General features: G+C 68.9%; 21 protein-coding genes, 2 pseudogenes and 2 other annotated features. Of the genes and pseudogenes, 9 read left to right on the forward strand and 14 right to left on the reverse strand.

Features of this window, described 5'->3' with window-relative positions; translation table 11 throughout:
- From BM249_RS18895 to BM249_RS18930, 8 genes are all read right to left on the reverse strand, one after another.
- The coding region (locus tag BM249_RS18895; protein ID WP_143103802.1) for a transposase at nucleotides 1-308 on the reverse strand (308 nt) is incomplete at its 3' end.
- A 195-nt stretch (nucleotides 309-503) separates the two neighbouring features.
- Nucleotides 504-1,370, reverse strand: a complete 867-nt coding sequence (locus tag BM249_RS18900; RefSeq protein ID WP_091974922.1) for a type II secretion system minor pseudopilin — start codon at nucleotides 1,368-1,370, stop codon at nucleotides 504-506.
- 251 nt (nucleotides 1,371-1,621) lie between these two features.
- Nucleotides 1,622-2,227, reverse strand: a complete 606-nt coding sequence (locus BM249_RS18905; RefSeq protein WP_143103803.1) for a PulJ/GspJ family protein — start codon at nucleotides 2,225-2,227, stop codon at nucleotides 1,622-1,624.
- The gene (locus BM249_RS18910) at nucleotides 2,220-2,600 is read right to left on the reverse strand and encodes a PulJ/GspJ family protein (RefSeq protein WP_091974924.1); all 381 of its coding nucleotides are present in this window, start codon (nucleotides 2,598-2,600) and stop codon (nucleotides 2,220-2,222) included. Before BM249_RS18910 ends, BM249_RS18905 begins: the two co-directional genes overlap by 8 nt.
- A complete protein-coding gene (locus BM249_RS18915) occupies nucleotides 2,597-3,031 on the reverse strand; it encodes a GspH/FimT family pseudopilin (RefSeq protein ID WP_091974925.1) in 435 nt (144 codons plus the stop codon). Before BM249_RS18915 ends, BM249_RS18910 begins: the two co-directional genes overlap by 4 nt.
- A complete protein-coding gene (gene gspG, locus BM249_RS18920; RefSeq protein ID WP_091974926.1) occupies nucleotides 3,031-3,483 on the reverse strand; it encodes a type II secretion system major pseudopilin GspG in 453 nt (150 codons plus the stop codon). Before gspG ends, BM249_RS18915 begins: the two co-directional genes overlap by 1 nt.
- 80 nt (nucleotides 3,484-3,563) lie before the next feature.
- Nucleotides 3,564-4,778, reverse strand: a complete 1,215-nt coding sequence (locus BM249_RS18925; RefSeq protein WP_091974927.1) for a type II secretion system F family protein — start codon at nucleotides 4,776-4,778, stop codon at nucleotides 3,564-3,566.
- A complete protein-coding gene (locus BM249_RS18930) occupies nucleotides 4,778-6,517 on the reverse strand; it encodes a GspE/PulE family protein (protein WP_091974928.1) in 1,740 nt (579 codons plus the stop codon). Before BM249_RS18930 ends, BM249_RS18925 begins: the two co-directional genes overlap by 1 nt.
- Before the next feature lie 128 nt (nucleotides 6,518-6,645).
- Between BM249_RS18930 and BM249_RS18935 the strand changes: the two genes are divergently transcribed.
- Genes BM249_RS18935 through BM249_RS18945 form a run of 3 tightly spaced genes read left to right on the forward strand, consistent with a single transcriptional unit; the run spans nucleotide 6,646 to nucleotide 8,911 of the window.
- On the forward strand, nucleotides 6,646-7,755 hold the full coding sequence (locus BM249_RS18935) for a hypothetical protein (protein WP_143103804.1): 1,110 nt from the start codon (nucleotides 6,646-6,648) through the stop codon (nucleotides 7,753-7,755).
- The gene (gene gspM / locus BM249_RS18940; RefSeq protein ID WP_091974930.1) at nucleotides 7,752-8,285 is read left to right on the forward strand and encodes a type II secretion system protein GspM; all 534 of its coding nucleotides are present in this window, start codon (nucleotides 7,752-7,754) and stop codon (nucleotides 8,283-8,285) included. The genes BM249_RS18935 and gspM overlap by 4 nt, the downstream gene beginning before the upstream one ends.
- Entirely contained in the window at nucleotides 8,282-8,911 is a 630-nt protein-coding gene (locus tag BM249_RS18945; RefSeq protein WP_091974931.1) for a hypothetical protein, read from the forward strand. The genes gspM and BM249_RS18945 overlap by 4 nt, the downstream gene beginning before the upstream one ends.
- 40 nt (nucleotides 8,912-8,951) lie before the next feature.
- On the opposite strand, the gene gspD is transcribed toward BM249_RS18945, so the two are convergent.
- The 4 genes from gspD to BM249_RS18965 form a co-directional block, all read right to left on the reverse strand.
- Nucleotides 8,952-11,426: a type II secretion system secretin GspD gene (gene gspD / locus BM249_RS18950; protein WP_091974932.1), complete on the reverse strand. Its 2,475-nt coding sequence runs from the start codon at nucleotides 11,424-11,426 to the stop codon at nucleotides 8,952-8,954.
- A gap of 406 nt (nucleotides 11,427-11,832) precedes the next feature.
- On the reverse strand, nucleotides 11,833-12,312 hold the full coding sequence (locus BM249_RS18955) for a prepilin peptidase (RefSeq protein WP_091974934.1): 480 nt from the start codon (nucleotides 12,310-12,312) through the stop codon (nucleotides 11,833-11,835).
- Nucleotides 12,313-12,385: 73 nt separating this feature from the next.
- Nucleotides 12,386-14,986 (reverse strand): galactose oxidase-like domain-containing protein, encoded by a 2,601-nt coding sequence (locus BM249_RS18960; RefSeq protein WP_244528862.1) that lies wholly within the window; start codon nucleotides 14,984-14,986, stop codon nucleotides 12,386-12,388.
- A 167-nt stretch (nucleotides 14,987-15,153) separates the two neighbouring features.
- The gene (locus BM249_RS18965; RefSeq protein WP_177232461.1) at nucleotides 15,154-15,774 is read right to left on the reverse strand and encodes an SCO family protein; all 621 of its coding nucleotides are present in this window, start codon (nucleotides 15,772-15,774) and stop codon (nucleotides 15,154-15,156) included.
- A 322-nt stretch (nucleotides 15,775-16,096) separates the two neighbouring features.
- Here BM249_RS18965 and BM249_RS18970 point away from each other — a divergent pair, with 322 nt between their 5' ends.
- Both BM249_RS18970 and BM249_RS18975 read left to right on the forward strand, forming a co-directional pair.
- Nucleotides 16,097-16,945, forward strand: coding sequence for a hypothetical protein (locus BM249_RS18970; RefSeq protein ID WP_244528863.1), 849 nt, complete (start codon nucleotides 16,097-16,099; stop codon nucleotides 16,943-16,945).
- Nucleotides 16,946-17,240: 295 nt separating this feature from the next.
- Nucleotides 17,241-17,762: pseudogene (locus tag BM249_RS18975) on the forward strand (transposase); the annotation flags it as partial.
- Nucleotides 17,522-17,639, forward strand: a sequence feature (AL1L pseudoknot). It overlaps the preceding pseudogene by 118 nt.
- A gap of 148 nt (nucleotides 17,763-17,910) precedes the next feature.
- Here BM249_RS18975 and BM249_RS18980 read toward each other — a convergent pair.
- Both BM249_RS18980 and BM249_RS18985 read right to left on the reverse strand, forming a co-directional pair.
- Complete coding sequence (locus BM249_RS18980; protein WP_177232462.1) at nucleotides 17,911-18,501, reverse strand: transposase; 591 nt, start codon at nucleotides 18,499-18,501, stop codon at nucleotides 17,911-17,913.
- On the reverse strand, nucleotides 18,498-18,776 hold the full coding sequence (locus BM249_RS18985) for a hypothetical protein (RefSeq protein WP_091974941.1): 279 nt from the start codon (nucleotides 18,774-18,776) through the stop codon (nucleotides 18,498-18,500). The genes BM249_RS18980 and BM249_RS18985 overlap by 4 nt, the downstream gene beginning before the upstream one ends.
- A 199-nt stretch (nucleotides 18,777-18,975) precedes the next feature.
- On the opposite strand from BM249_RS18985, the pseudogene BM249_RS18990 reads away from it, so the two are divergent.
- The 4 genes and pseudogenes from BM249_RS18990 (at nucleotide 18,976) to BM249_RS19005 (ending at nucleotide 22,779) form a co-directional block, all read left to right on the forward strand.
- Nucleotides 18,976-20,211, forward strand: a pseudogene (locus BM249_RS18990) (IS3 family transposase).
- Nucleotides 19,277-19,394, forward strand: a sequence feature (AL1L pseudoknot). It overlaps the preceding pseudogene by 118 nt.
- Nucleotides 20,212-20,283: 72 nt before the next feature.
- Entirely contained in the window at nucleotides 20,284-21,387 is a 1,104-nt protein-coding gene (locus BM249_RS18995) for a hypothetical protein (RefSeq protein WP_091974942.1), read from the forward strand.
- A 120-nt stretch (nucleotides 21,388-21,507) separates the two neighbouring features.
- Nucleotides 21,508-21,972, forward strand: a complete 465-nt coding sequence (locus tag BM249_RS19000; RefSeq protein ID WP_177232463.1) for a hypothetical protein — start codon at nucleotides 21,508-21,510, stop codon at nucleotides 21,970-21,972.
- Between the two features lie 99 nt (nucleotides 21,973-22,071).
- On the forward strand, nucleotides 22,072-22,779 hold the full coding sequence (locus BM249_RS19005; protein ID WP_143103805.1) for a hypothetical protein: 708 nt from the start codon (nucleotides 22,072-22,074) through the stop codon (nucleotides 22,777-22,779).
- Nucleotides 22,780-22,854 lie beyond the last annotated feature (75 nt).

Consider the following 22,854-nt stretch of genomic DNA (forward strand, 5'->3'; position numbering starts at 1 on the left):
CCGGCCGCCTTTTGGTGAGCCCGCACGGTCGTGCCGTCGAGGAACACCATCCCGAGTTGGACGCCGCGCTCCTGCACCAGGCTGAGCAGCCGCTCCCAGACACCGGCCCGGGACCAGCGGATGAAGATCTGGGCGGCCCGCCACCACGGACCCAGTTCCTCCGGGATCGCCCGCCATTTGGCGCCGTTCCGATGCCGCCACAGGATCGCCGAGAGCGTGCGTTGCAGGTCCTGCGGCGGCGTCTTGGCCTTGGGCCGGCACGCCTCGACCAGAGGCTCCAGTTCAGACCATTGCGCGTCGCTCAGCATCGTCCCTCCCGCAATCAGAGAGACGAAAACGCAAAACGCGCCAATCCGTTCAAGCGACGACAGGCCCTAGGCGTCCGTCAGCCAAAACTCGCTCATCCGGTCCTCCTTCACGACAAAGGAATCACAGACCGTCCGGCCAAACCAAATTTATGAGGCCGGAGCCTAACTCAGACCACTGGGTAGGCCAGCAAGCTGCTACGGCTCCAGCACGGCCACAATGCGAGTGCAGGCGCCCCTAGCGACAGGGGCCTTGGCCTCGGAGGGTGGAACGGACTGGGTCCAAGCGACGACGCCGGTTCCGATGGGGGCGGGGCCCGTCGAGACGAGGGCGGAGCGGCCGGCGCGGATTCCCTTGGCGTCAGCGACGGACACTTCGATGCGAAGGAACAGGCGCGGGGAGGGGCGGGGCTCCGATGCCCCGCCCGGCAGAGGCGTGGTGTCGAATTGTCCGCCCGGATTGAACACCGTCACGTAGGGGCGTAGGCGCGCCGCGAGGGCGGGGGTCATCGACGGCAATTGTTCGATCTCGTCGGCGCTGACGAAGGGGCCGTTGCGCGGTCCGTCAGCGAGGCCGCGCGCCCGGTATTGTGGCACTTCGGCACCGCCGCCGGGTTCGGTGATGTCATCGGGGTCGCGAAAATCCACGATCTCGGCGGCGAGGGTCCGGGCGTCGCCGTCGGGCACCGCGAGGACGCGCAACGCCTCCTCCAGGGCGAGACGGGGCGTGGTGTTGAGGTCGAGGAGGCGGCCCTGGTCGCGCACGGCGATCCGGGCGGTCAGCCCGCCCGGCAAGGGGCATGCGATGGGGCTGCCATCCTCCGGCAGGTCGAGGCGCGGCATTCGGTAGGTGCGCTCGACGACGAAGCCGTGGGCGAGGAGGCGAGCGATGCCGTCCGCCAGCCCCTGGAGCCGGACGCCGTCGCCGCGCACGGTGGCGAGGGCCGTGCGCGTCTGAAGGCGCAGGGCCGCCGTCACCGCCGCCGCCGACAGGACGACGAGGATCGCCAGCACCGCCGGCAGCACGAAGCCGGCCTCGCCGACGGGCTTCTCCCCGGAAGACATCCCGGGCTCGAAGGGCGAGCCCTTCGCGGGTCCAGTGCGGAGCCCTCGTGCTGTGACGCAATCACCTCGTTCATGCGCCAGAGCACTCGGCTTTTGTTTTTGCATCAATTTTCCCAGACACGGCTGAAGCCTCCGTCTGGATCGATGCACTAGGTTCTTCGTCGCGCGCTGCCCGACACCCGCCGAAGAGGTGACCACTTCGGAATCCCGGACCAAAGAACTTCCCTCGCGAAACGTGAGACGGGGCCAATTCATGGCTGCACACCGACGGGAATCACGAGGGGGGGCCAGCGCCTCCGGTCGGAGGGCGGAAACGTGAGGCGCAATTTCACCAAGGCTGGATGGGCGTCGCGGCGGGACCAGTCCGCCAGCCATTGCGGCGCCAGCTTCGGCGCAGGGCTGCCGAAATAGCGCAGTTCGACCGCGACGAGGCGCCCGAGAAGGCGCTCGGGCACCGGGTCGTCGGCGTCGCCGCCCCGCACCGGCCGGCGGCTCTCCACGAGGTCGAGGCCGGCCTCGCCCGGCACGGCCCGCAAGTCGAGGCGTTGCTCGGCCGCGCGCTCGACATCGCGATTGGCCGGCAGGATGGCGGAGACGCCGTCGGCGGTGCCGAGGAAGGGCGGCAGGGTGCCGTCGGGGCGCCGGCCCGCCACGTCGCTGAGGGCGCGGCGCAGGTGGTCGCGTACGGTCTGCACGGCCTCGTCGTCGGTGAGCCGAGCCGAGACGCCGGCGATGGAGCCGGTCATCGACAGGGCCTGCGACAGCATCACGCCGATCAGGGCGGTGAGGGCCAGGCCGATGAGCATCTCCACCAGGGTGAAGCCGGCCTCGGACGGGGCGGGAGCGACCTCAGCCACCGGGCGCCCCGGCCATGAGGGTGACGTAGACCGGGCGCCCCTCGGGGCCGCCCCGGGTCAGGCACACCCGCCACAGGGGTGGGACCCGCTGCCAGCCGAGGCGTGGGCCGACATCCGTGACGCTGAGCGTCCAGGGGGCGCCGTCGGAGAAGACGCCCTGTTCGAGGCCCGGGCGCAGGCCGGCGGCGGCGCGCAGGGCGACGATCCCCTGCGCCTCGTCGACGACGCGGTCGACCGCCGCGACCCGTCCGAGGCCGAGGACGGTGCTCCCCGCCACCTGGAGGGCCGCCACCATCCCGAGGGCCACGAGGGCGAAAGCGACCAGAACCTCCACCAGGGTGAAGCCGGCCTCGTCCGGTTCGGCGGGGATCACGGCATACCCTCCGCCACGAGCCCCGTGAGGGGGCTCACCGTGAGGACCCGGGCGGCACGGCCGAGGGTGAGGAACACCCGGGCGCCGGAGGTGCTGCCATCCGGCCGGAAGCGGATCGCGCCGGGCTCGACCCGCGCGCCGGCGGGCACGTCGAGGCGCAGGGCGACGGGGAGGGGGATCGCAGGGGCGCCGGGGCGCGAACTCACCAGGCGTCCCGGCCCATCGAGGGCGAGGCGCATGGGCCGCCCGGTCCGGATCGCCTCGGCCCGCAGGAGATCGATCTCCGTCCGTAGGGTCTCGGCGGTGCGCTCCAGGCGGCGGGCCGGTACCAGGGTGTCGAGGGCGGGGCCGGCGGAGGCGGCGGCGAGGCCGAGGATCGCCAGGACGACGAGCATCTCGACGAGGCTGAAGCCGTCCTCGCCCGCGCGCATCAGGTGCTCGACGCGTCAGCATCCTCGCCGGTGCCGCCGGGCTGGCCGTCGCGGCCGAGGCTGTAGACCTCGAACGGGGCGCCGCCGGTGCCGGGGCTGCGGTAGAGGTAGGGACGGCCCCAGGGGTCGATCAGCCCCTTGGCGTCGCGAACGTAGGGTCCCTGCCAGTTGACGCCGGAGGGCGCCGAGACCAGGGCGGCGAGCCCCTGCTGCGAATTCGGGTAGCTGCCGGCGTCGAGGTAGTAGAGCTCGACGGACCGGGCGATGTTCTTGGCCTGGACCTTGGCGGAATCGCCCTTGGCGCGGCCGAGGTAGCCGAGCACCTGCGGCGTCACCATGGTGGCGATCATGCCGATGATCGCCAGGACGACGAGGAGTTCGACGAGGGAGAAGCCGTCCTCGCCGTCCTCGCGCGGGCGCGCCGTGATCGGGGTCTGTCGGGTGTCGCGCATCTCGGGGGGGCCTGCTCCGCCACCGCGGGACCCTAGGGGCGGGGCGTAAAGATTCCCCTCTCCCACGCGGCGCTCGGCTCTCAGCGCGCCATCTCGCCGACGCTGAGGATCGCTCCCATCACCGACATGATGAGGCCGCCGATGAGGCCGCCGAGGGTGACGGTGACGAGGGGGGTGAGCAGGGCGAGGAGGCGGTCGATGCGCTCGCGGGTCTGGGTCTCGTGCATCTCGGCGGCGTGGATGAGGACGGGGCCGAGGCGGTTCACCTGCTCGCCGCTGGCGATGAGGTTGAGGGTCGAGGGCGCGTAGGCCTTGAGGGCGGTGAGCCCGCTCGCGAGGCTCGCCCCCTCCGTGAGGCGGCGGCTCGCCTGGGCCAGGGCCTCGCGGAACAGGAGGTTGCGGGCGAGCGGGCGCGTCGCCGCCACGGCCTCCGGGATCGGCACGGAGGCGTTCAGGAGGGTGCCAAGCACCCGGCAGAGGCGGCCGAACTCGGCACCGACGACGATCTCGCGCACCATGGGGACCCGCAGGGCGAGGCGGCTGCGGGCGGCGGCGAAACCCGGCTTGCTCCATGCCCGCGCCACGAGGGTCGCGACGAGCGCCAACCCGACGAGGATCTGGAGCCACCACGCCGCGAGGGCGTCGCCCAGCGCCTGCGCCGCCCGGATGGCGAAGGGCGGCTCGCGCCCGGCGCCCTCGAACATCGGCGCCAGGGCCGGCACGAGGACGCCGATCACCATGGCGAGGGTGCCGATGGCCATGAGCAGGAGCAGGCTCGGATAGACCATGGCCGACGAGAGGTGCCGGCGCACGGCGTCCCGGCGCTCGAGGGAGGCGGTGAGGCTCGCGACGACGTCGACGAGGGTGCCGGTGGCCTCACCCGCCCGCACGGCGTCGACCATGTCGCACGGAAACGCCTGCGGATGGGCCGCCATGGCCTTCGACAGGGAGGCGCCCGCCACCACCCGTTCGAGGAGATCGGTGAGGACGGGTCGCATGGCGGCGGAGGCCTGCCGCTGCACCAGACGCAGGCATTGATCGACGGTGAGGCCGGCCCCGAGAAGCGTGCCGAACTCCTTCAAGAAGCCGATCCGCGCCGGATCGGCGATGCGGTCGCGGCCGAACAGGTCGCGCTTCCAGAATGGCAGCCCACCCGCGGCGGCCGGGGCGATGGCAAACACCCGCAGGCCGTCGGCGCGCAGATCCGCCACCGCGCGCTCGCGGCCCCGCGCCTCGATCCGCCCGGAGCGCAGGCGACCGTCCGGATCGTAGGCCTTGTAGGCGAAGGCCGGCATCAGACGAGTCCCTCGAAGACGCGGCCGATCTCGTCGAGGGTGGTCTCCCCGGCGAGCACCTTCGCTCGTGCGGTCTCGGCGAGGGTGGCCATCCCGGCGGCCCGCGCCCGGGCCGTGAGGGTCTGCTCGTCGGCGCCGTCGCAGATCAGGGCGCGGAGTTCGGTGTCGAGGGGCATCACCTCGGAGACGACGCTGCGGCCACGATAGCCCGAGCCGTTGCAGGCGGCGCAGCCGCAGGCCCGGCGCAGGCGCAAGGGAGGCCCCTCGGCGGGGTGACTGAGGCGCAGGCGCTCCTCGGGCGTCGCCTCGCTCAGGCTCGCGCAGTCGGCGCAGACCCGGCGCACGAGGCGCTGGGCGACGACGCCGTTGAGGGTCGCGGCGATGAGGAAGCGCTCGACGCCCATGTCGACGAGGCGCGTCACCGTGGCGGGCGCCGAGTTCGTGTGCAGGGTCGAGATCACGAGGTGGCCGGTGAGGGAGGCCTGGACGGCGATGCGGGCGGTCTCACCGTCGCGGATCTCGCCGACCATGACCACGTCCGGGTCCTGGCGCAGGATCGAGCGGAGCGCCGCGGCGAAATCGAGGCCGATGCCCGGATGGGCCTGGACCTGATTGACCCCGGCCATGCGGTACTCGACGGGGTCCTCGACGGTGACGACCTTGAGGTGGGTGCCGTTGATGCGCCGCAGGGCCGCGTAGAGGGTCGTGGTCTTGCCGGAGCCGGTGGGGCCGGTGACGAGGACGAGGCCGTTGGGCCGGCGCGTCATAGCGTCGATCTGCCGGATCGCCCCGTCGTCGAAGCCGAGCCCGGCGAAATCCTCGACCCGGCGCGAGCCGTCGAGGACGCGCATCACCACGCTCTCGCCGTGGGCGGTGGGCAGGGTCGAGATGCGCAGGTCGATGTCGTGGCCGCGATCCGCCACCTGCATGCGGCCGTCCTGGGGCAGGCGCCGCTCGGCGATGTTGAGGCCGGCCAGGATCTTGATGCGGGTGGTGAGGGCGAGCTGCACCGACTTGGTCAGGCGCTCGGATTCGATGAGGACGCCGTCGACCCGGTAGCGCACACGGACATCCGCTTCTTCCGCCTCGATGTGGATGTCGGAGGCCGAGAGTTCGAAGGCCTTGCGCACCAGCCTTGCGGCGAGGCGGACGATGGGGGCCTGGCTCGCCACGTCCTGCAGCCGGGCGAGGTCGCCGTCGAGGCCGGCAGCGTCGGCCTCCTCCGCCTCGCCGTCGCCGTAGACCGCCCGGTGCGCCCGCTCGAAGGCGCTGGGGCCGATGATGCGCAAGGATACGGTTCGGTCGGTGAGGTGGGCGAGGGCCGCCGGAGCCTCGGCGTCGAACACGTCCACCACCGCGACGGTCAGCACCCCGTCCCGGTCCGACACCGGCAGGACACGGGCGCGGGCGCAGTAATCGCCGTCCAGAAGATCCAGCAGCACGGCCTGGGACGGGACCGCGTCCTCGGCGAGGAAGCTCAAGCCCGTGGCGTCGGCCAGCGCGGTGACGAGGGTCGCCTCGTGCAGCAGCCCGCTCTCCGTCAGGATGACGGGCAGGGGGCGCCGTCCCGGCCGGTCGAGGGCGGCCTGGGCCTGATCGAGGCCGGCGGCGTCGAGGGCCTGAGTGCGCACGAGATAGGCGAGGAAATCGCGGGCCGCATCGGTGGCGTCGCGCCCCGGGGCGCGTCGATCCGGCCGGGGGCGGCGCGGACGGCTTTTGGCGGCCCAGATGGAGAGCATGCGGGGGTCCGGTGCCAGGATGGGGCCGGACGCCGAGGGGTCCGTGCATTTAAGCCAAATGAAACCACCACAGCGGTAAAGATTGCGTCTCGCACCCGCCGTGTGCAACCGATCTCGGGAGTGCGGACGTGAACGGAAACGCGCTCAAGTCTATGCTACCCCTGGCCCAGGCGGGACATGGCCTCAAGGCGGCCTTGCGCTGGTGGGTCTCGGAACTCGGCAGCTTCGTCGAGGGCGAGGGGGCCCCGGCGCCGGCGCGCAGCGACCTCATGCTCTATCTCGGCCCCCTCGGGACGGGCCAGGCCCTCACCCTGATCGACCGGCGGGAGGACACCCCGCGCCGCTACACCCTGGCGGCCGAGGCCGATGACTTGAGCGAGCGCCTCGCGGCGATCCGGGGCACGGCCCGTCAGGCCGTCTCCGTCACCCTCCTGGTCGATCCCACGCTCTGTTTCCTGCGCACTCTCTCCCTGCCCGTGGCGGTGCTGCCGCGCATGCGCGACGTCCTTGCCCAGGAGTTGGAAGCGGCGACGCCCTTCCGGATGCAAGGCGTCTATTCGGATTGGTACGTCGAGGGTGAGGACGAGGGTGGTCTGCGGGTGCGCCACGTGATTCTCAAGCGCGCCCGGCTCGATCCCATCCTGGCCGTGCTGGCGAGCGCCGGGCTCAAGGCCGGCGGAGTCGGCGTCGGACCGTCCGAGGACCGGGCGATGCCGGTGGATCTCCTCAGCGGCGGCCAGCGCCCGGTGCCGCGCCTGCTCCGGGGGTTGAATGCGGGCGATGCCGTGGCGATGGCCGTGTCCGCCGGCCTGCTGCTCGGCGCCTTCGGCCTCCTGCGGGCGCACCAGGACGCCACCCTGGACAGCCTGGAAGCGGCAAGTTTCGAGGCGCGGCGGGCGGCGCCGCATCGCCTCGCGCCACCGGTCCAGACCCTGGCCTCCGCCCTCGCGGCGGAACGCGCGGCCCGGCCGCCGCTCGCGGTTCTCTGGTCGGATCTCGCCGCCGCCCTGCCCGACACCGCCTTCGCCGAGGGCCTGCATCTCGGACCCGAGGGCGCAATCGTGACCTTGCGGACGACCGACGCCGAGGCGGCCCTGCGCGCCTTGCGGGCCGCGCCGGGAATCGGCGCCGTGGTGCCGCGCGAGGGCGAGGGTGCCGCCGGGCGCCTCGTCGTAGGGCTGACGCCGCGCGCTCGGACGGATTCCGGAGCGGCCCCCGTGCCGCTGCTGCGCCCATGAGCCCCGATCTCGCCACCCTGCTGCGCGGACGCGGCGGCGCCGTGGCACTCCTCGGTCTCGCCATCGTCGGGGGCCTCTGGCTCCTGGCCCAAGCCACGGGCGACGTCTTGGACGCGCGGGAGCGGATCGCGGAAAGCCGCGACCTCCTCGGTCGGACCCGCGCGGCGGCGGAGCGCCCCGCCCCCGTCCCCCCCCTGTGGGCGGCGGACGAATCGGCCCTGCTCGCGGCCTTCCGTGCCCGCCTCGAAGGGCTGACGGCATCGCGCGCGCTCCTCCTCGACGATGCCCGCCTCGATCCCGATGCGGCGCGCCCGACGGCACCGCGCCTCGGCGCGACCCTGCGGGGCACGGCAGAAGGCCTGCACAGCCTGCTCCTCGCCCTGGAAACGCAGAGTCCCCTCATGGTGGTCGAGACCGCCGACATCACGGTGGCGCGGCCGGCCGATGCCGAGACGGGCCGGCCGACTGTCATGCAGCTCACTTTCGCCCTGCGGGGTGCCCTAGCGAAGGCCCCGGACGCCGTGCGATGATCCGCCCGACCCTGCACCCCCTGACGATGCGGCCGATCTCCCTCGGGCTCCTCGGCATATCGGCCACCGCCGCCCTCGTGGCCGGCCTGTGGCCCCTCGACCTCACGGCGCCGGCCCCGCCGGCGGCGACCATCCCGCCCCTGGACCTTACCCGCCTCGCGACTCTCGATACGGGTGCGGCGGTCACCCGGCCGCTGTTCGATCCGGAGCGGCGCGACTGGACCGGGCGGGGCGACCGCGACAGCCTCACCGCCGAGGCGCCGCCGCCGACCCTCCTGTCCGTCAAGGGAATCCTCGTCGACTCTTCGGCCCGGCGCGCCCTCGTCTCGGACGGAACGACGCCGCCGGCCTGGCTCGCGCCCGGCGAGGGACGGGGCGCCTGGCGCATCGTCGCCATCGAGCCGGGGGAAGTCGTGGTGGCGGATTCGCAACGCCGCTACACCCTGGCGTTCCTCGGGAGCCCCGTCGCCCTGCAACCGGTGCCGCGCCATCCGCCGAAGGTCGAGCCGCCACCGAAAGCCGAGCCGCCTCCGCAGGCTGCTCCGGCCCCGCCGCAGGCGGCCCCGGTCCCGCGCGACCCGCCGGCCGCGATCCGGCGGATTCCCATCACGGCGTCGGAGGGCTGACGGCCGCCCAGCAACGGCTGTCCCGCGACCGCAAGACGAATCAATCGAAGCCGCGCCGCAGGGGCCCCATCACCCCGCCGGACATCGCAGCCAGCGGCGGGGGCGGCGGCACGGGGCGCACCGGCATCATCGCCTTGAGCTGCGTCCGGAAATCCTCGCTGATCCGGTCGGCCTCGCCCGTGCCCCGGATGACGCGGGGCCGGATGAAGATCATGAGTTCGGTTCGGACCCGCTGGTCGGACTTGTTGCGGAAGGCCGGGCCGATGATCGGCAGGTCGCCGAGCACGGGCAGGCTCTCGTTCACGATCTGGGCCTTTTCCTGAACCATGCCGCCGATGGCGAGGCTGTGCCCGTCCTTCACGGCGATGCTGGTGGCGACGCGGCGCTGCCGGATGGTCGGGGACTTGATCTCCGAACTCGTCGTCGGGACGACGTCGCTGACCTCCTGGTTGATGTCGAGGACCACGAGGCCGTTCTTGTTCACGCGCGGCGTCACCGACAGGATCACGCCGGTGTCCTTCATCTCGATCTGGTTGAGGATCGGCGCGTTGCCGACGAGGGCGCTCTGGCCCGTCTGCTTCACGATGGGCACCTGATCGCCGACCTGGAGCCGGGCGGTGCGGTTGTCGAGGACCGTGATGTTGGGCGAGGAGATCACGTTGACGCGGGTAATACCCTGGAGCGCGTTGACCACCACGTTGAAGTCCGTGGCGTTGAGCAGGTAGTTGAAGCCCGGCACGCCGCGGGCGGCGGCGGCGATGAGGGCCGCCGTTCCGCTGGTGCCCGCTCCAATGGCCGCCGTGGTGCCGGTCTGGGTGTTGTTGAACTGGCCCATGCCGCCGTTCTTCAGGAACCACTGCACGCCGAACTGGAGCTGATCGTTGAGGGTCACCTCGGCGATGACGGTCTCGAGGAGAACCTGGGTCGGCATCGCGTCGAGGCGGGCGAGGATCTTGAGGATGCGGTCGTACTGGTTGCGGGTGGCCGAGATCACGAGGCTGTTGTTGGCCTCGTCCGCCATGATCCCGATCTGGTCCCGGCGCTGGCCCATCCCGGCCATGCCCATGCCGGTCCCGTACATCCCGGAAGCACCCATCCCGGAACCGTACATCCCGGCGGATGCGACCCCGGCGTCGGAGCCGCCGAAACTGCCCTCCGTGCCGAATCCGCCGCCCATGCCCACGGCCTGGCCGCCGAGTCCACTCGATTGACCCATGCCACTGGATTGGCCCATGCCGCCCGGCTGCCCCATGCTGCCCGGTTGACCCATGCCGCCGAGCGATCCGCCCGTTGCGTCGGCCTGCGCGCCCGAGCCGGAGCCGTAGCCGCCCCCGTTCATGCCGCCGCCCATACCGGCGTTCATGCCGCCGGAGCCCATGCCCCCAGCACCCATTCCACCCATGCCCCCGAGGGCGCCCATGGCGGAGCCCACACCACCCCCCAGGCCGGCCCCGCTCCCCAGGCCGCCGTAGCTCGTGCTCATGGCGATGTTGGCGCCGGTCTCGGCCGCGATGACGCCCTGGAGCACGACCGCGAGTTCGCGGGCGGAGCGGTTCTGGATGCGGTAGACGAAGAGTTGGCGCTCCCGGTCGGCGGCGAGGGATTCGAGGCGGGCGATCCAGTCGCGGGCCCGGTCGAGGTAGGCGGCCCGCGAGCTGACCACCAGGATCGCCCCGAGGGGCTCGTTCGGCACGAAGCGGATGATGTCGCCGGTGCCGCCGGTCTCGCCGTGGAAGATCTGGGTGAGGTCGCGGGCGATGGCGCCCGGATTGGCGCTGCGCACGGGAATCATCGCCGTGGACATGCCGCGCATCCAGTCGACGTCGAACACCGCGATGGTCTCGCGCAGGGCCTGGATCTGGGCGCGGTCGCCGCTGAGGAGCAGCATGTTGCGAGTCTTGTCGGCGCGCAGGACCACGTCGCGGGGCGCCACCGCCGCCAGGATCGACTGCATCTCGGCGGCCGAGATCCAGCGCAGGGGAATGGCCTGGGCGCGGGTGCCCGGCTCGCCGGCGAGATCCGGCACGCTGCGCACGGGCAGGATGCCGGCGGGGCCGCCCGTGGGCACGAGTTCAACGGTGCCCGCACGCCGGCGCAGGGCGATGCCCCGGCCCGAGAGCGCGGTTTCGAACATGGCGAGCAGGGTCTCCCGCCGGACGGCCCCGGCGGTCTGGAGCGTCAGCGTGCCCGTCACCCGCTCGTCGATGGTGTAGTTCCACCCGAACGTATCCGCGAGCACGGCCTTGGCGGCGACGGGCACAGGGACCTCGACGAGGTTCAGGCTCACCGGGCCGCCGGGGAGCCGCCCCGTCGCCACGGCCTCGCTGCCGATGAAGCTGTCGGTGCCGCGCTGCACGAGGGGGGCGCTGCGCGGCCGGGCCGCACCGTAGACGGCATCGACGGGTTCCGACCCGGCATCGGCCGCCAGGACGGCGGCGGACGGAATCAGGCACGCCCCGGCCGCGTACAATCCGGTGCGAACGCGGCCGAGTAGGGTAGACGTCGCCTTCGCCATAACCCTCTGCGCCTACGGGACATCAGTTCGATAAGGCCGAATATCCTGTTTATGGTTAACGGTCCGTAAAATAGCCCCACCCCCTGATTGAATTGGACACTCCAATTAAAACAGTATGATCACCGAGTTGAATTTGAGTATATTTATCAAGAATAGAACGGCTTTGTCGCACGAAAACCGCAGGGCAGGCGTTCGCTCCCAGCACTCGCCCCCCGATCCGGCGTCGGTTCACAAGCCCTGGGACCGCATACACTCCGGGGGAGGCCGTTCTTCGCGACGCGACGACGACCACCCGGGTGCGCGATGCTCGCTCGGAGCCTCGCGAGACCTCGGCGATCCGCAAGAGCCGGGTACGGGCGCCGCGTGATCGTGCGGCGGTGCGCTTCGGCGATTCAGCCCATGCCGGTCAGTTCATGCCGGGGAGGGCCGGAATCGCGCCGACCAGCAGGGTCGCGTGGAGGCCGAGGACGAGAAAGGGGCCGAACGCCAGGCGGGTGTCGCCCCGGATGGCCCGGCCGGAAAGGCGAAGGACGAGGAGGGCAGCGAGGGCGGCGAGGCTCGCGGTGAGGATCAGGAGCGGCAGGGCCGGCAGACCGATCCAGGAAACCGCTGCCGCGACGAACTTCACGTCGCCGAGGCCGAGGCCGGGCCGGCCGCGCAGGCGGGCGTAGGCGGCGCGCAGGCCGTAGAGGAGCGCGTAGGCCGCCACCGCGCCGGTGAGGGCGCCCCCCAAGCCATCTCCGCGAAGGGCGGCGTAGGCGAGGCCGCCACCGAACAGCGCGAGGTTGAGTCCGTTGGGAATCCGCTGCCGGCGCCCGTCGATGACGGCGATGGGCAGGGTGAAGGGCAAGGGCAGCAGCGGGGCGACGAGATCGAGTGGGATCATCCCCGCCCCTTCCGTTGGTCCCGCGCCCGGGGCGGCATTTCCGCCCCGGGCGCGGGTTCATCCGCGCGTTGATCTACCAGCGATAGATGTTGGCGTCCCGGCCGATCAGGATCGCCCGCTGGGCGTTCGGAGCCGCGATGGCGACGCCGTTGCTGTTGGGGATCATGCTCCAGGCTTCCGTGGTGTTGTCGCCGACTTTACGCCAGACGGCGCCGGTGTTGCGGTTGATGACGAGGACGCTGCCGTCCGACGACGCGGCGATGTCGGAGATCGTGTTGCCGACATAGACCCAGCCATTGGTGCCGTCGCTGCGATAGACGTTGTTGTCGAGGCCCACAGCCCACAAGCTCTTGCCGTTCATCGGCACGACCTTTTGGGCCGATCCCGGCACCCGGCGCCAGTTGCCCTGGAGATCGTCCGTGGGCTTCAGCCAGACTTCCTTGTTCTGGTTGACAACGACAATCGTTCCATCGGACGCGGCCCCGATGCTGACATTGTTGGCGCTCGGAACGGCGGACCATTGCGTGCCGTCGAACCGGTAGACGACGGCATCGAGGCCGATCCCGTAGATCCGGTTCGCACCGACCACGGCGACGTCCCGCATCTGACCGGGCAACTGGCGCCAATTGTTGTCGGCGACGTAGAGCCAAACCGTGTTGTTGTCCTTGTTGATCGTCACCGTGGTGCCGTCGGCGCCCGTTGCGATCTTGCTCGCTGCAATGCCGAAACTGTTCCATGTGGATGTGGATGGCGTGCTCACGGGAGAGTTGGCCGACATCGATCCCCCCGTCCCGGTCCCGGAGCCACCGGCTCCCTGACCGGGCGTCGAGCCGGAGCCGCCCCCGCTCATGCCGGAGCCCCCAGTGCTCGCTGCCAGCACGTCGCAGTACTTGGTGGCGCCATAAACCGGATCGTTGCCGAAGGCGGCGTTGGAGCAGGCGATGGAACCGGTGACCTGCTTCGTCACGTACTGGCCGTTGACACCGTACCGGACGGTCTTCGGACCGTTCGCGACGGTGCAGGTGCCGTTCTCCGTGGCGCAATTCACCCAGTTCCCGCCGACCGGAATGCTCGGCTGGCCCACGGGGGCCGCGACGTTGGCGCCGAGGGCGACGATGACGCCTGCCGACGGGACGCCCTTCGCGTCGATGGCCACGAGTTGATAGTACCCAGGGGGCGCGATACCGGTTGTGGCCGGGGTCTGCACGGTCAGCAGGGTTCCGGCCTGCGTGAAGGTCACGGGAATCCGGCGCTGCCCGCTGTCGAAGCTGTGGGTGACCTGGGCGAGGCCGAGCAGGACCACCTGGGCGACACCGTCGGCTCCGGCGAGTTCGACGCGCATGGACTGGGCGTGCGAGAGCTTGTTGGCCGACAGACTGACGATCTGCGGACGCGGCGCCAGCGCCGCCTTGCCGTTCACGGTCGTGAAAAGATAGGGCGGATAGTAGATCTCGGCGTTGAAGTTGTTGACGGGACCGGGAATGCCGCCGCCCGACGTGAGGATCGCGCCGTTCTGCATCAGCGACGCGCTGGAATGGTAACCGCGGTAGATGGCGTTGGACGCGCCCACGGTCCAGCGGCCCGTCGCCGGGTCCCAGGTTTCCGTTGCCAGAACTTTGTTGTTGTCCGCCTGATCGCCGAACAGGCTGCCGCCCATCACCACCACCTTGCCGGTGGGCAGGACCGTGGCGTTGGCCCAGGAGCGCCCGTACGTCATCGTCGCGGTGTCGGCCAGGATCGGCGTGGCGCCGTTGATGTCGATGGTGGTCGCGCGGCTGCTCGCCAGCATCTGGGAGCCGTTGTCGAAGCTGTTGCCGCCGACCTGGATAATCTTGCCGATGTCGTACATCACGGCGGTGGAGTTCGGGCCGGTGTTCGGCGCTTGCGCGGCGACCGTGGCGTCCCGCTGCGGGTCACGGAACGGCATCGCCGTCACGGACCCGGAATTCGCGGGATCGAGATACCACATCTTGTCGCTGGAGACGCCGAAGATCTTGCCGTTCGGGGCGACCCAGGCGCGGGGATACCAGAAGCGGTTGTTGTCCGGCCCGAAGGCGTCCCGGCTCTTGGCGCCGAATAGGCTGCGCCAGGCGCCGTTCTCGAACACTTCCGGCGTCATGCCGGTCATCAGGCCCTTGTCGATGCTGCCCTGGGGATCGGCGTGCCCGCCCTGGTAGGGATACGAGCCGCCGACGATGATCGGATTGCCGTCTGCCTTCGTCACCATGGTGGAGTAGTAGCGGTCGTTCGCGAGCTTGGCCGATACGGTCCCGATCGCATTGGCGGCGGGGTTGATGAGGACGCTGCCCTTGTCCGAGCCGTTGTCGAAGATGCCGCCGGAGACGAGCACCGAGCCGTCGGGCCGGAAGGCCTGCGCTCCGCAGAAGCTGTTCACCCCCGCGATGCCCGGCAGGATCGCCTGGCTGTCGGCGGAAAAGCCCTTGGCGGGGTCCCAGACCGCGAAGGTGCGCCCGTCCTGGACGCCGTTGCCCTGGGGCGAGCCGAAGGTGGCGATCTTGCCGGTCGGCAGCATCACCGTGGTGACCGAGATGATGGGCCAGGGCTTGCTCGCTGACCACATGCCGCGCGTCGGGGCGTCGTCGGGGATCGCGAGGCCGTCGAGGAGGGGATCGGCCGTCGTCGCCACCACGACGGGCAGCTGCGCTGCCGCCACGGGCTGGAGCGCCGCCGGGGTGAAAAAGGTCGCCGCAGCAAGCCAATGCCGCAATTTCGACCGGGCTTGAGACGGGGCGATTGTAGAGGAGGAACGCACGACGAAGAACCCTCGGAAGACGGGAGTGGCAGAGTGGGTGGGAACTTGGGGGTGGAAGGCGGACACACCTACGGCGGCGCGGTGGCCTGACGGGGCGGATGCCCGACACCGTTCTCGAAGCGGTCGAGTTCGGCGAGGTCGCGGGCGAGGCGTTCCCCGTCGAGGGGATCGGCGCCGTAATTCATGGCGAACTGCCCCGTGCGGTCGAACACCAGCACCGTAGCGGGCGGCTCGGGGTTATCCGCTGCATAGCGCAGAGCCGCCCGCTGCCGGGTCGCCGTGGCCGGGTCGCTCGCGAGGAACAGGAAGTGCGCGGCATCAAGGCCGAGCCCCTCGGCGAAAGAGCGCAGGCGCGCCACATCGTCCCGCTCGGGCGCGAGGGTCACGGACACGATGGTGACACGGGCCTTGAGAGGCTCGGGCAGGGCGGCAAAGGTCTTGGCGAGATCGCGGATGCGCACCACGCACGGGATCGCGCAATCCGTGGTGATGAAGTTCACCACCGTGAGCCGATCCGCGAGGCGGGCGCGACCGAACGCCCCGCCGGTTTGGTCGCGCGGCGCGGGGGCTCCCTCGGACCAGAGGAAGCTTTCGATATCGCTCCGAGGACCGGGGGATGCCGCCTGTCCGCTCGCCATCGTCAAGCAGGCGCAGACCAATCCGGCGATGAAAGGAAAGCGAACGCTCATGGTTTCGTCATGGGAGCCGATCCTGCCTGTGCGGGATATGGATGTCATAGTTAACATTGCATCGACATATTTTCTGCCATAATCTTTGTATTCCGCCCAACCTTACTACATAGTTGCGAGAACTACGCAGACGAATTAACTATTAACGCGATCGTTAACGCTCCCCTGAAGCACAGCGCATCCCAGAAAACTGCCTCTGTTCGGGCCTTCACCGGTGGATCGACGGGAGGGCACAGGACACGGAATTTTTATCAACAGCGGACTAGAAACTCTTGCGCTGGCAACTTTTGCGCTTGTTGCGGGACCGGTCGGGCATCACTCCATGGAAGAGACGGATCTGGATCGGCAGAAGCACCGCGTCCGCATTCTCGCATTCCTGGCGTTCTCGCTTTTCCTGGGCGGACTCCTCGTCGTGTGCGCCCTGCGCCAGACCACACCAGGGCTGCCGATCTCCATCCCCATGCCCGCCCCGCTGCCACCGATCCGTCTGCTGACGGTGTTCGTGGCGATCCACCTCATCGGCCTCTGCTTCGGTCTCGGCGGCGCGACCATGCTGGACTTCTGGATCCTGCGGTGGATGCGCCAGGGCTCCATGCCGCCCGAGATCAAGCGGAGCTTCCTGTTCATCAGCAAGGTGGTGACCGTGGGCCTCGCCGCCCTCTGGCTTTCGGGCCTCGGCCTCCTGGCGATCTACGCCCTCGAGGCGCCGGAGAAGCTCGCCAATCCGAAACTTTGGGCGAAGATCCTCGTCGTCCTGGTGCTCACCCTCAACGGTGCCATCATCCACGCCCTCGTCTTGCCGAGCGTCGTGCGCGACATTTCCCGGCCGATGTTCGAGGGCGTGTCGCGTCCGACGGCGGGCATCTTCTTCGTGTCTGGCGCTGTCTCCGGCGTATCCTGGTACTTCGCCTTCGCCCTCGGCGTCATGCGTGAGCTCAACGGCGTGGTAGGGACCGGATGCCTCCTGAGCCTGTGGTTCATCGGCGTCGTGGGCGCGTCCTGCCTCACCGCGCTGCTCCGACAGTTTCTCATGCGACCGGCCGTACACCCGGTTTCCGCGTTATCCGTCTCGAGTGAGCAGGGTGTCCCCCCTGCCAAGCAGGATCTAATGTCGACGCCCCTGCGGCGCCTTCCGCCCGATATATTCGTATCCGTCCGACGGGCGGCCTAAATACAACCGCGACAGCATCGCCAGGTTATTGGCACCCAGGTTCAGTGACGAGCTGGCCGACTGCATCATGGGAACCCCCGGGTGAGGTAAGTCGTGCGAAACGAACGTGGGAAATTCGGACCACCAAAAACGCTCTATAACAGGACTGCGTCGGCACTGCGGCTCTCTCCCGCGCTGGTACGGTCCCTTCTTGCACTGGCGTCCCCGTCACCGGCCGCGTCCGTCCGCCAGCCAATGGCCCGGATTGAACCGCGCCGGGTTTTCCGGAGGCCCCAATTCTTACGAAGATGGAGCCATGACGAAGCGACCCCCACCGTTTTCCCCTGAGGTCCGTGAGAGCGCTGTGCGGATGGTGCTGGAGCACCAGGGCGATCACAGCTCTCAGTACGGTGCGATCCGCTCGATTGCCGCGAAGATCGGCTGTTCGGGCGAGACATCGAGGAACTGGGTGCGGCAGGCCGAGCGCGACTAGGGTGTGCGAGCCGGACCGACGACGGACGAGCGTGAGCAGATCAAGGCCCTGGAACGAGAGAACCGGGAGCTCCGGCAGGCCAACGAGATCCTAAGGAAGGCTTCGGCGTATTCTGCCCAGGCGGAGATCGACCGCCCGTTCAAGCGATGATCGCGATCAATCGACGATCATCGTGCGCTCTACGGGGTCGAGCCGATCTGCCGCGTGCTGCCGATCGCCCCGTCGACGTATCACGCCCATTTCGCGCGGAGGGTCGATCCCGGAAGACTGCCGGCCCGAGCCAAGCGGGATGCGGTGCTGATAGCCGAGATCCGGCGCGTGCACGCAGCCAACTTCGGCGTCTATCGAACCCTCTGTCGGTAGCGTCGGAGATTCCTACGATAATGCGCTCGCCGAGACGGTGATTGGCCTGTTCAAGGCCGAGGTCATCCATCGGCGATGGCCCGTAGCGAGGCTTCGATCTGAACCGCGCCGGGTTTCCCGGCAACTGTAATCAAGTCGCGGCGGGATCGTAGTCCGTGGCGGTCGCGAGCATGGCGTTGAGCGTGACGAGGAGCTTGCGGGCGGTGGCGATCAGCGCCACCTTTGTCGACTTCCCGGTCGAACTCAGACGCTCTCGGAATGTGCGGAAGACGACGAAGCGGCGCGAAGCCTGCAGGGCGGCGAGATAGAGGATCGTTCGTACGACCAGCCGACCGCCGCCGATGCTGCGAGTGCCAGCACGCTTCCCGCTGTCGCGGGCGATCGGCGCCAAGCCGGCCAAGGCCGCGATGCGGCGTCGGTCGATCTGCCCGAGTTCCGGCATCTCGGCGATCAGCGTGGCGGCGACGATCGGTCCGACGCCCGGAGCGGTCTGGAGCCGCCGGCCGATGGTTTTGATCTCGGGATCGGCTTCGACCAGGGCGGCCATCTGGGCCTCGGCCTTGGCGATGCGTCGGTCGAGAACGGCGATCAGGCTGGTGATGTCGGCACGGGCCTGCTTGTCTGTCGTTTGGTGGAGCCGCGTGACCTCCTGCTTGCGGATCTCGACGAGTTGGCGGCGACGCGTCGCCTGGGCCTGGAGGGCGCGCCGCGCCGCCGTCACCGGCTGTGTCGCTGCCGGCCGCAACCGGGCACCCAGCTCAGCCAGCATGCATCGACGCGGCTGAAGCGGACGCCACGCGCTTCGAGCATTTCCCACAGCGCCCGGTCGTAGCCGCCGCTCGCCTCAAAGACGATCCAGGCCTCTTGCTTCGCGCAAGAGGCGGCAAAGCTTCGCGCGGCCGCGGGCGTGTTCGCGATCCGCTTGGCTTCGTGAAGAGGATGATGAACATCGAGCCAGTCCTTGGCGACGTCGACGCCGATGAAGAGCTGCTGCATCACGATCCCTACTCCTGTCCTGCGGGATCCGCCGAGGCTGTCCCGATCAACTGTTCAGGCTGATGATCCACGACGCGGACGGCTCCCGATCCGGGAACTGGGCTTGAAAACCCTGGAGGCTCCGCGGGATACCGTCCGCGAACCCATAGTAGGCCGATCTCGACAGACAGGAGGCTCCAACTTCTGAGAGGATGGAGCCATGACGAAGCGAACAACCCCGTTTTCCCCTGATGTGCGCGAGCGTACCGTGCGGATGGTCCGCGAGCACGAAGGTGAGCACGGCTCGCAATGGTCGGCGATCCAGTCGATTGCCGCCAAGATCGGCTGCTCGGGTGAGACGCTGAGGAATTGGGTGCGCCAGTCTGAACGCGACCAGGGCGTGCGTCCTGGCCAGACGACGGACGAGCGCGCGCGGATCAAGGCGCTCGAACGGGAGACCCGTGAGCTGCGCCAGGCCAACGAACGGAAGGACCGCGCAGCGAGATCCTGCGCAAGGCGAGCGCCTATTTTGCTTTTGCCGAGCTCGACCGCCGGTCTCGGCCATGATCAGCTTCATCGACGATCATCGGGCAGATCTTCGGGGTCGAGCCGATCTGCAGGGTGCTGCCGATCGCCCCGTCGACCTATCACCTGCATGCCGCCGGGCGCGCCGATCCGGACAAGCACCCGGTTCGTGCTCGCAGCGACGCGGCGTTGATGATCGAGATCCAGCGTGTGTTCAAGGCCAACTTCCGCGTCTACGGCGTGCGCAAGATCTGGCGGCAACTGGCCCGGGAGGGGATCGTGACCGCGCGATGCACTGTGGCGCGGCTGATGCGCCAGATGGGCTTGGCGGGGGTGGTGCGGGGCAGAACCATGCGCACCACAATCCCCGACCCGGCCGCAGCTTGCCCCCTCGACCGCGTCAACCGTCAGTTCAAGGCTCCGCGGCCGAACGCCTTGCGGGTCAGCGACTTCACGTACGTGGCGACGTCTACGTGACCTTCGTCATCGATGTGTTCGCCCGGCGCATCGTCGGCTGGCGCGTGTCGCGCTCGGCCCGAGCGGACTTCGTTCTGGATGCTTTGGAGCAGGCCCTGCACGAGCGTCGCCCCTTCGCCGGGAGCGGGCTTGTGTGTCACTCGGACCGAGGATCGCAATATGTGAGCATCCGCTCACTGAGCGTCTCACCGAGGCCGGTGTCGAGTCATCCGTCGGCAGCGTCGGCGATTTGTATGACAACGCGCTGGCCGAAACGATCAACGGCCTGTTCAAGACTGAGGTGATCCATCGGCGCGAGCCGTGGCGGAGCTTCGAAGCCGTCGAGTTCGCCACCCTGAAATGGGTCGACTGGTACAACCACCGTCGCCTGCTCGCGCCGATCGGCAACGTCCCTCCCGCCGAGGCCGAAGCGCGCTACTCTTTACAAGCCGAGGTTCAACTCTTAGCCGTGTGACTCAAACCAAACAGCCTCCGAGATATCCGGGGCGGTTCACTCGACGGCAACGACCTCCTCGCGAAGGCGCGTTTGCAGACGGAACGATCCGGCTTTGTCCTGACGGCCTACCGCGTCGAGGAAGCTGGGCGCAACCTGGTTCTTCACGGCCTCAAGATCACCTTCACGGGTCAGGATCTGCCGCCCCTGGACGCCGGCGACCTGACGCTCGAAGGCGTCGAACAGCGGGCGGATGGCGGTTACACGATCGAGCGCATCGCTATCCCCGACATTGCCGTCGATGACGACGCCAGTCACTTCTTTCTCCGCAAGACCGTCGTCGCCGGGTGCCAGATCGCCGCCAAGCCCGAGGACAGGACGCTGGGGGATCTGACCTATTGTCGATCGTTCACCATGGGGCCGGCCGAAATCGGCGCGGGTCATGCGCCGCCCCTCGCGTCGCTCAAACAGCTGAGCTACACGATCAGCGATCTGCCCGACGACAGCGGGCTGGCATTCGCGTTCCTGGCCGACGGCCTCACCTACAACTTCGAGGCCCTCGGCGCGTCGGCGCAGAATGAGGCGTGGCAGAAGGTCGGCCTTCCGACATCGCAAGGCAGAGCTGGGCTGAAGGGACGCTGGACGCTCGCCGATGGACGCCTGGCGCTCGAGGAGGGCCAGCTGGCCCTGGCCGGCTTCGGTCGTGTCGCCGTCGGGTTCGACATTTCCGGCTACACGCTGGATGCGCTCTGCGGCATGAAGAGAAGCGTCGATCACGCCGTGACCAGCGCGCGCGAGGCTGCGCAGAAGCCCTCGACCGCCGCACAGGTGGCGCTGCTGCAGGCCATCGGCAGACTCGCCCTCAACCGCGCTTCCTTCCGCTTCGAAGACGGCGGCCTGACGAAACGGCTCTTCGCGTTTCTGGCCGAGACCCAGAAGCTCTCGCCAGCGCAACTCATCGCGGCCCTCAAGATCGCCGCCGCAGGCGAGGCCCCGAAATATGCTCCGATCCTCGGAAAACCGTTGGCGAATGCGATCCTGAAAGCCGTCGACGCTTACCTGTCGGATCCGCGATCGCTGACCCTCACGCTCGCCCCGGCATCCCCCGTGCCGGCCGGTGCCGTCCTGGTTGCGGCCCAAAGCCAGCCCGAGAAGCTGGCACCGATGCTCGGCCTTTCCGTACAGGCCAATGACTGATCCGCGGGCGTCCAGGGAGGATCTCATTCCTTCGTGCCGTCGGTGACCGAGAGGACCGCGACGGATCTCTCCCAAAAGTTAGCATCATCTCCAACGAACCGCCCAGTCAAAGGAAACACCATGAAGTGGATGCCGGCACTCCTCCTGATCGTCACGCCCCTGGCGAGCGCGGTCGCCCAGGATAGTAACCGGGACTACCTCGAGCATAGAAACGATCTCGGCATCGTCGCGTATTGCAGCAGCAAGGGTATGCTCCAGCCGGATTCCGCGCAATTCTTCGCGGCCGGCATGGACGAAGTCTTCGGCAAGCAAGCCAACACGCCGAAAGGGGATCTCCACGAGCAGAAGGGGCGTGACGGCATCGCCTACCTCGATGGCGATGAGCAGACGCTCGCGGAGCTGGCCGCCGACAACAAAGTCCCGGTCTCCGAGGTGTGCGATCAATACAAGCTCAAGATCAAGCTCGGGAAATCATCGCGCTCGGCAAGAAGAAGGCCGAGTGATCGGATCAAGAGCGCCTCACAAAACGCCCGACCCTGGACGGTTCTCGTTTCTGAAGCCGGCGGCGCAACGGGAGTTTCGTGAGAGATACTAAATGGAGGCATTTCGGTGTGCGATCGATCAGCGGGGGAAAATCATATGATACCAGTAACGGGCTTCTACCCGGCTTTCGCGGCGTGTCTCATGATCTCGACTGCTGCCTTGGGGCAGAGCAGCATCGATCTCGAGACCCTCGCCAAGGGAGATGCGCTGCGGGCTCAGGCGAAGGCGGCCCCGGCGGCGCAGTTGCCCGCTATCCTCCAGGCATTCGGATCCCTGGTCAAAACCAACGGGTTGTCGAAGACCTGCCAGACCGCACTCATCGCCATGCAGAGCGCGGCCTCCGCCACGGTGCCCGAGGACGCCCTGGAGGACATGCCGGATGCCATGAAAGCCACGCTGAAAGCGCAGAGCGTCGAGGCCGAGCGGAAGATCGACGCGGACCGCGCCGCTTGCCTGAAGCCGCCCCAGGGCAACGCCAAGCCCGTCGTGGCGGGAACGGGTCCTCAAGGAAAATCCATCGCTGCGAAGACCACGAAGGCGGACACGAGCGGCGGGGACGCTGCCCTTCCCATCCAGGTACGCCTCACCAAGCTGCAAGAACGCGCCAAATCCGCCTTCCAAGAGAAAAGCCGCTCCGGCCTTGAAGAGGTGAACACGATCGTCGGCCAACTCGCCAAGCACCAGGACTACGATATGAGCTGCCGGCTCGCCGCGTCGAACATGATGCGCGAAATCAAATACTTCAATAAATACCTCGACGCGACCGATCCCGACATGCAGAAGATCGCGAACGCGGGAATCAAGCTCGCCGCCTCGGCCGTCGAACGATCACTGAGCGAGTGTGAATAGGATTTTGCGACCGGCGGTGACGGCGCGTCGCCGCCGGTCGCATGTCACGCGTTGTCCGAGCCGTCACTCGAGCCT

It is taken from the genome of Methylobacterium gossipiicola, assembly GCF_900113485.1.
Classification (GTDB): Bacteria; Pseudomonadota; Alphaproteobacteria; order Rhizobiales; family Beijerinckiaceae; genus Methylobacterium; species Methylobacterium gossipiicola.